Source organism: Cryobacterium sp. 10I1 (genome assembly GCF_035019805.1).
Taxonomy (GTDB): domain Bacteria; phylum Actinomycetota; class Actinomycetes; order Actinomycetales; family Microbacteriaceae; genus Cryobacterium; species Cryobacterium glucosi.
Genome location: NZ_JASJVF010000161.1, coordinates 1 through 7785, shown reverse-complemented (window position 1 = coordinate 7785; position 7785 = coordinate 1). Strand labels below are relative to the sequence as shown.

Genomic DNA, 7785 nt, shown 5'->3' with positions numbered 1-7785 from the left:
GCGGATGTCCGCCAACGACCGGAAGCACACCGAAACGGACACCGGCCTGTCGGGGGCGAGTCCCGGCATCCGCCCGGGAAAGAAGGGGTCAGAGCTGCACGCGGCGGGGCAGGTCGGTGCGACGGTAGGTCGTGTCGAGCACGAGGACCTCCGGGGACAGCCATTCCCAGTCGACGTTGTCGTGGTCGGTGTGCAGGACCACGAGGTCGGCGCCGAATGCGTCCGGGTCGACCGTCGCGGTGAGCTCCCTGCCGTTCCTGAGCCGGACGGACCCGAAGAACGGGTCGTGGAACCCGACGTCCGCGCCCTGGTCGGCCAGCATGCTGAGGATATCCAGCGCAGGCGACTCACGGAGGTCGGCGACGTTGGGCTTGTAGGAGACTCCGACAACGAGCACGCGTGCGCCGCGGAGAGGCTTGCCCTGGTCGGCGAGGGTTTCGCGCACCCGCTCGAGGACCCGGCGCGGGCGGCCGGCGATCTCGCTCATCGCGTGTTCGATGACCGGCGCGTCGACGTGAGCCTTGCGGAGCTGCCAGAGCAGGTAGTGCGGGTCGCACGGGATGCAGTGCCCGCCGACGCCGGCGCCGGGGAAGAAGGGCATGAAACCGTAGGGCTTGGTCGCTGCGGCGTTGATGACCTCGATGACCGACAGCCCGAGGGCGAGGCACGCCTCGGCGAATTCGTTCGCGAGGGCGATGTTCACCGCCCGGAAGGTGTTCTCGAGGAGCTTGCTCATCTCGGCGACCTCGAGGGAGCTGACACCGTGGATGTTGCGGGCATAGCGGCCGAGGAGGGCGGCTCCTGCGGCCTGGCAGACCGGGGTCGCGCCGCCGACCACCCGCGGCACGTCCTCGTGGGCGTAGCGGTCGTTGCCGGGGTCGATGCGTTCCGGGCTGAAGGACACGAAGATGTCCTTGCCTGCGGTCAGGCCGCGAACGAGCAGCGGGGTGACGAGGAGGTCCCTGGTGCAGCCGGGGTACGTCGTGGAAGTGAGCATCAGGAGCTGGCCGGGAACGGCGGCGTCGACGACCATCGTGCACGCGCTCGCGAGGATCTCGAGGTCGGGCGTGAGGTGTTCGTCGATCGGCGTGGGGACGCAGATGATGACCGCTGCCGCGTCGCCGAGGAGGTAGGTGTCACCCGTGATCTGGAAGTCGTCGCCCGACATCGCCGTCTCGAGGCGCTCCCGGTCTGACTCGAGGAGGTCGGCTTCACCGCTGCGGATCACGGCGAGCCGGCGTTCGCTCACGTCGACGCCGAGTACGCGGAGACCTGCGGCGTGCAGGGACAGCGCCGTCGGCAGCCCGACGTATCCGAGGCCCACGATGGCGACGTCGAAGTCGAACTGGGTGCGGGGGATGACCGGGATGAGCAGGGCGTCCGCGTTCGTGCGCTGGCGGCCCTGGTGCGTGAGCGGCAGGGAAGAGTCGTCGACGATTTCGATTGACATTCCAGGTCCTTTGTTCGGGTAAGTCTGTGTGGTTAGGTTAGGTGCGGTTCGGTGGTTAGGTGCGGTTCGCGGATGCGCCGCCGTCAGTCGAGGAGTTTCGGGACTCGGCGAGGTGCGGCGTGTGGTGTTCCCGCGGCCAGTCTCTGCAGATGTTGCGATCCGGGCAAGCCATGGCCGGGACTCTGCGGGATCGTGTGGGCATCCCGCACCCGGATGTGGTTAACCGCAGCTGTCTGCCGTCGCGGGCGCCCCGTCCCGCGTGTACGGTCGGACCACCGGAGCGACCCCGCGTCCGGCCGGTCGACGGAGAATCACATGCTGAGCCTGGTCGTGGTGCTCGTCCTCGTGGTCGGGGTGAACACCGCCCTGTGGGGCACGGTCGGTCTGGGCCGTGTTGTCGCGCAGGCGTTCCGGAAGCGGCCGCGGAGTGCGCGCCACCGGCTCGCACAGCAGGCCGCTGGCGGGGCGGCCTCCGGAGCAGGCGGCCGCGTCACCCCGAAGGACGTCGCCGTGCTGATCGCGGCGCACAATGAAGAACTCGTGATCCGCAACACGATCCGCTCGGCCGCCAGGCTCGTGCCCGTCGGCAATATCTTCATCGCCTCGGACGCGTCTAAGGACACGACGGCGGTGATCGCGGAGGAGAGCGGGGCGAACGTCGTCGAGCTCCTGCCCAACCGCGGCAAGGCCGGTGCGCTCGTCGCCGCGATCACGCACTTCCGGCTTGCCGAACGCTTTGAGATCGTGATGCTGCTCGACGCGGACACGCAGCTCGCGGACGACTACATGGAGACGGGCCTGCCGTACTTCGATGATCCCGGGGTCGTCGCCGTCGCCGGCCGCGCCGCGACGGTGACGGACCCGCCATCACCGACCCGGCTCGGCCGTTTTCTCGTGGCGTACCGCGAACGCTTCTATGTGGTCGTGCAGTTCCTCCTCAAGTACGGCCAGGCCGCCCGCTTCGCGAACGTGGTGTCGATCGTCCCCGGCTTCGCGAGCATGTATCGCAGCCGGATCCTCGCCGACATCGACATTTCCGCCCCGGGGCTCGCGATCGAGGACTTCAACATGACATTCGAGGTGCATGCCAAGAGGCTCGGCCGCATCGCCTTCCACCCCCTCGCGGCGATCGCGTACACCCAGGACCCCGACACCTTCCGGGACTACACGAAACAGCTGCGCCGGTGGACGCTCGGCTTCTGGCAGACGGTCCGCCGGCACGGTTTCCGGTTCGGGACCTTCTGGGGAGCCCTCGCCCTCTACGTCTTCGAACTCGTGACGAGCAGCATCATGATGCTGATCTTCCTGCCGCTGCTCCTGATGTCGCTTGCGGCCGCGGCCTGGGGCGAGGTCTCGGCAGACCCGGTGTCGATCGCGGTCGCGCAGGCCGTCCCTCCGGCGTCCATCGTCATCGGGGTGCTGGTGCCGGACTACCTGCTCACGATCCTGGTCGTGATCGTGACCGGGCGGGTGCATTACCTGGTGCTCGGGATCGGCTTCCCGCTCGTGCGCATCGTCGACGCGTTCATCTGCCTCCGGACCATCCCGCAGGCGTTCTTCGGCCGGTCGAGCGGCACCTGGAAGAGTCCGGAACGACGGAGCAACACGGCGGCGACACCCGGGATCGCGGTCGGCGACGCCCTGCCGGGGTAGCGCGACCTGACCGGTCCCTTTCGATCAGACCATCCCGTATATCAGACCATCCCGCTTGCCGCACCGTCTGACAGCACCGTGCCGGTGCCGGAGAGCAGCGCGATCAGGTGCGACCGGGACTTGGCACCGAGCTTGTTGTATGTGCGGGTGAGGCGTACCTCCACGGTGCGCAGGGAGACGAAGAGCTCGGCGGCGATCTCCTTGTTGCGCTTGCCCTGTTGCACGAGTTCGGCGACGAGCCGTTCGTCGGGGGCAAGGGTCGCGAGGAGGGGATTGACGCTCGGGGCGTGGGTGCCGAGACGGACGGCATCCGCTTTTCTGGCCCACGGGATGGCACCGAGCTGGGTGAAGATCATCCGCGCGGCCAGGTACTGGTCTGCGCCTTCCCTGCCGTGCCCGAGGCTCACGAGCCGGTCGGCGAAGCTCAGGAGGGTGCGGCCCTGCTCGAATTGCGAATCGCCAGGCTGCCAGAGGCCGGCGGCCTGTTCGAAGACGGCGATGGATGCCTCGCCGGGTGTCAACAGGGCCTCGGCCCGTGCCGTGGCGAGCACCGTCCACCGGGTGTGGAAGGGCCGGGCCCTGGCCCGGAACTCACGGAACTGGATCACGGCCTCCCGCAGCCGGCCGGACAGCACGTATGCCTCGATCAGGTCGACCTGGCTCCGGAGCAGCGAGGGGTTGCGGAATGCTGACCCTATTGCTCCGGCCCGGTGCAGGAATGCGATCGCATCGTCGAACCTGCCCTCCATGAGGGCGAACCGGCCCTGGTCTGCCACGAGCCGGGCGGCGAGAGCCGGATGGTCGCTCGTCGCGAAGCTGCGGTTGCAGAGCTCGATCGCCGCGTCCGCGCGCGCTCGGTCTCCGCGGGCCTGCCAGTACCAGGCCGTCAGCAGCTGGAGCGGGCGGCGATGCACCTGTTCCGTCCCGGATCCTGTGAGCGATTCGATGATGGCCATGGCCTCGAATTGGTTGCCGGCGAGGATCTCGTTCTCTGCGAGGTAGTACCTGGCCGTCTGCAGGACGATCGGGTCCGGCGGGGGCTCGAGGCCGACGACGGTGCGCAGCACGCGCCTGGCGTCGCCGTATCGGTCGATGAACGTGAGGCTGCGGCCGAGGACGGACAGTGCCCTGGCGCTCGTCTCCTCGGTCCAGCCGTGCCGGGACAGCCGCTCGAACATCCGGGTCGAAGGGCCGGGGTCACCCTCGAGAGCAGACAGCAGCAGTGCGGACAGCTCGTGGAGTTCGACGGACTCCGGGGTCGCGCTTTCGAGGAGGTGACGGCCCCTGGCGAGGGCTTCCCGCGCGGCGTCGACTTCCCAGCGCTCGGCGTGACTGAGGGCGCTCATGCCGAGCAGGCGCGCGAGGTCTTCCGCCCTGCCGCTCGCGCCGCGCGGTCCGACCCAGTCGTCGAGGTCGGTCGTGAGCAGCTGGTGGGTCGACATGAATTCGATCCCGCTGCGGAGGGTCGCGAGCTTTGTGACCGTGGCGATCGAGCCGGGCCTGCGCTGGCCGAGCCTCGCATAGCGGGCCGCATAGGAGAGTTCGCCCTGCAGGTACAGCGCCTCCGCGACCTCGAGCAGGGCCTCGGGGCTTCCGGTGGCGTCGAGCGCGAGGGCGAGGGCGCGTTCGGCGAGTTCGACGGACTGCCAGATCAGGCCCCTGCGGCCGAATTCGGCAGCGGAGGCGAGCAGTTCGTCCGAGGAGAGGCTGCCGGCATCCGCCCAGCTGCGGTGCCACGCGGCGAGGCCGGGATCCCCTCCGGGCGCGTCCTCGCTGCGGGCGGCACGGGCATGGAATTCGGCGCGGGTACCGGCGTCGATGGACCAATAGAGGTGGGAACGCAGCGCTGAGTCCGAAATCCGGAGGTACCGGCCGTCGCGGATGACGGTTCCCGCGGACAGGAGTTCTTCCAGGGCGCCGCGGATGGGGTCGCCGCTCTGGCGGATCGGATCCTGGCTGCTGAGGTAGGAGCAGGACAGCATCGCCAGGAGGAGGTGCTGGTCGTCCGGTTCCTGTGAGGTCCGGGTCGAGGGAGCGCGGGAGGCGCGGAACGGCAGGGCGACGGGGGCGGCGTTCCCGAGGTGCCTGCTGGTCAGGAGCCGGGCGTTCCTGGCGATTTCGGACGGACTTCCCGATGAGGAGGATGCCAGCATCCGCCGGAGTGCCTCGTCGGACTGGGGCCCGAGAAGCTCCGTGGCGAGGAGCATCGATTCGGCGAAGGTGAGGCGGTCGAGGGTGATGCGCGGGAGCGAGGCGAGCGGGCCGACGGGGGGCTCCGCGCACACGGTGCCCACGAGGCGCAGCCCCGTGCCGCCGAGGCGCGCCGCGACCATCGCGAAGACGGTCTGGCTCGGGAGGTCCATCAGGTCGAGGTCGTCGATCAGGAGGAGGGTTGTCTCGGGGGTGAAGTCGCGGATCAGGGCGAGGAGTTCCGCCGCGCGGGCGGCGAGCTGGGCATCCGCTTCGCCGGGGATGAGGAGTTCGCTCGAGAGCGCTGCGGCGGCCGGGGTCTGGAACGAGGCGACGAAGGCCGAGAGGCCGGAGAGCGGGAAGCCGGCTTCCGCAGGATTGATCCTGACCCGGAAGATCTCGATCCCGGGGATCGGTTCGACGGAGGCGAGCAGGCGCGATTTGCCGGATCCGGGCTCCCCGACGACCAGCATGGCTGACTCATGAGGGGCGGTTGCGAGTTCGAGGATCGCGCCCAGCGCGTCGCGGTGGATGCTGGACTTCATGCGACGACCCCAGGAATCATTCCGGGCCATTCCGGGGGTCGGTGAAGGAGTTCATTCATGAGACGGCGCTTCGTTTCGGGTAACGAGTGCGTGCGGATCACTCTGTTGGGGGAGTACAGCAGCCGCCTCGGGGATGAGTCGGTGCTCTGCATTACTACCTGTGTGCCGTCCCGGAATGGGTGGTCCGGGACCTGTCACCCCCGGTGAAGGGGGTTCCTGTTATGCAAGGTACGCTCATTTTCTTCCAAGGTATCCCCCACTAGTGGGGGATTACGGCGCGCCGAAAGCCTGGGGGTGCGCGGAGGGGCATCCGCTGTGATAGCGGTACTGGGCGGTTCTGCCACGACTAAATCGTGTTTGACCGCGCTATTCGTGGATCGCGACGACCGTGCGCCCGTGCAGCCGACCCGCGAGGATGTCATCGGCCGCCGGGATCGCTTCCTCGAGCGTGATGCTCGACGTCAGGCCGTCGAGGAGCGCCAGGTCGAGGTCGGATTCGAGCCGCGACCATGCCTGTTCCCGGAGGGCCAATGGAGCCTCGACGGAATTGATGCCGACAAGGCTGACCCCGCGCAGGATGAAGGGCATCACCGTCGTCGGGAGGTCGGCGCCCTGGGCGAGGCCGCACGCGGTGATCACGGCCCCGTAGTTCGCCTGGGCGAGGACATTGGCGAGGGTGGCGCTTCCGACGGAGTCGACGGCCGCGGCCCAGCGCTGGGCCTGGAGCGGTTTTCCGGGCTCGGAGAGGGTGCTCCGGTCCAGGATCGCCTCGGCCCCGAGGCCGCGGAGGTAGTCGCCGAGTTCGTCGACGCGACCGGTCGATGCCGTCACCCGGTAGCCCCTGGCCGAGAGCAGGGCCACCGCGATCGAACCGACTCCGCCTGCGGCGCCGGTGACGAGCACAGGGCCGGAGTCCGGCGTTGTCCCGGCGCGTTCGAGCGCGAGCACGGCGAGCATGGCGGTGAATCCGGCCGTGCCGATCGCGGCGGCCCTGAGGGCGCTGATTCCGGCGGGCAGGCGTACCAGGGACGCGCCGGAGACCCTCGCGCGTTCGGCGAGGCCGCCGTGGTGGGTCTCGCCCAGGCCTGAGCCGTTCAGGATGACCCGGTCTCCTGGCGCCCAGCGCGGGTCCTCGCTCGACTCGACGGTGCCGACGAGGTCGATCCCGGCGATGAGGGGCCAGGAGCGAATGACCCCGGGGCGACCGGCGAGCGCGAGCCCGTCCTTGTAGTTGAGGCTCGAGTAGTCGACGGTGATGGTCACGTCACCCGGCATCAGGAAGGAATCGTCGACGAGCGTGAGCGCCGCGTGCTGCGACGTGGCGCCGTCCTCCGCAACGGTTCGTTCGACGACGATGGCGCGGAACTGAGTCTCAGGAGTCATGCTCCGAGCCTACTTCCCGCCCCTCGCCCGCGTTCGGCCTAGTCGGTAGCATGAGCGCTATGACCGCCGCCGTCGTGCCAGAGAAGGTGCGGGTCGTGCCGCGCCGGCTCTCGGTGAGCGCGGGAATCGACGCCTTCTTCTTCGTCTTCGCGGGGTTCGCCGCGGTCTGGCTCGCCGTTCTGCTCGTGAACGAGAGTTTTCAGCTCGGCTGGGGTGCGCTCTGGTTCGCTGTGCTCTTCTGGGTGCTTCTGGCCTACCTTGTGCTTCCGCGGCTGCACCGGATCCTGACCCAGTTGTACGTTCCCCACTACTTCATCGGCAGGACCCGCACGAGCGACGGCCTCCTCGGCGACCCGGTCAACCTCGCTATCACCGGCACGGCGGAGCAGCTGCAGCAGGCGCTCGCCGCGGCAGGGTGGACGCGGGCGGACGACATCACGCCAGGCACGACCTGGAGGATGGTCTCGGCGACGCTCGCGAGGCGCAGCTATGACGAGGCGCCGGTCAGTCCGCTGTTCCTGTTCGACCGGATGCAGGACTTCGCCTACCAGCAGGAGGTCGCCG

At 69.0% G+C, this 7785-nt stretch carries 5 protein-coding genes; 2 read left to right on the top strand and 3 right to left on the bottom strand.

Going from position 1 to position 7785, the window contains the following annotated elements; translation table 11 throughout:
* Positions 1–88 precede the first annotated feature (88 nt).
* Entirely contained in the window at positions 89–1450 is a 1362-nt protein-coding gene (locus QN345_RS13155) for a nucleotide sugar dehydrogenase (protein WP_323504626.1), read from the bottom strand.
* Positions 1451–1765: 315 nt separating this feature from the next.
* On the opposite strand from QN345_RS13155, the gene QN345_RS13150 reads away from it, so the two are divergent.
* Complete coding sequence (locus QN345_RS13150; protein WP_134449193.1) at positions 1766–3103, top strand: glycosyltransferase family 2 protein; 1338 nt, start codon at positions 1766–1768, stop codon at positions 3101–3103.
* 41 nt (positions 3104–3144) lie between these two features.
* Here QN345_RS13150 and QN345_RS13145 read toward each other — a convergent pair whose 3' ends face one another.
* Together QN345_RS13145 and QN345_RS13140 are read right to left on the bottom strand one after the other, a co-directional pair.
* A complete protein-coding gene (locus QN345_RS13145; RefSeq protein WP_323504627.1) occupies positions 3145–5838 on the bottom strand; it encodes a helix-turn-helix transcriptional regulator in 2694 nt (897 codons plus the stop codon).
* Positions 5839–6204: 366 nt separating this feature from the next.
* Positions 6205–7221 (bottom strand): MDR family oxidoreductase, encoded by a 1017-nt coding sequence (locus QN345_RS13140; protein ID WP_134449191.1) that lies wholly within the window; start codon positions 7219–7221, stop codon positions 6205–6207.
* A gap of 50 nt (positions 7222–7271) precedes the next feature.
* Here QN345_RS13140 and QN345_RS13135 point away from each other — a divergent pair.
* Positions 7272–7785: LssY C-terminal domain-containing protein (locus QN345_RS13135; protein WP_416347665.1), on the top strand; the 514-nt coding region annotated here is incomplete at its 3' end.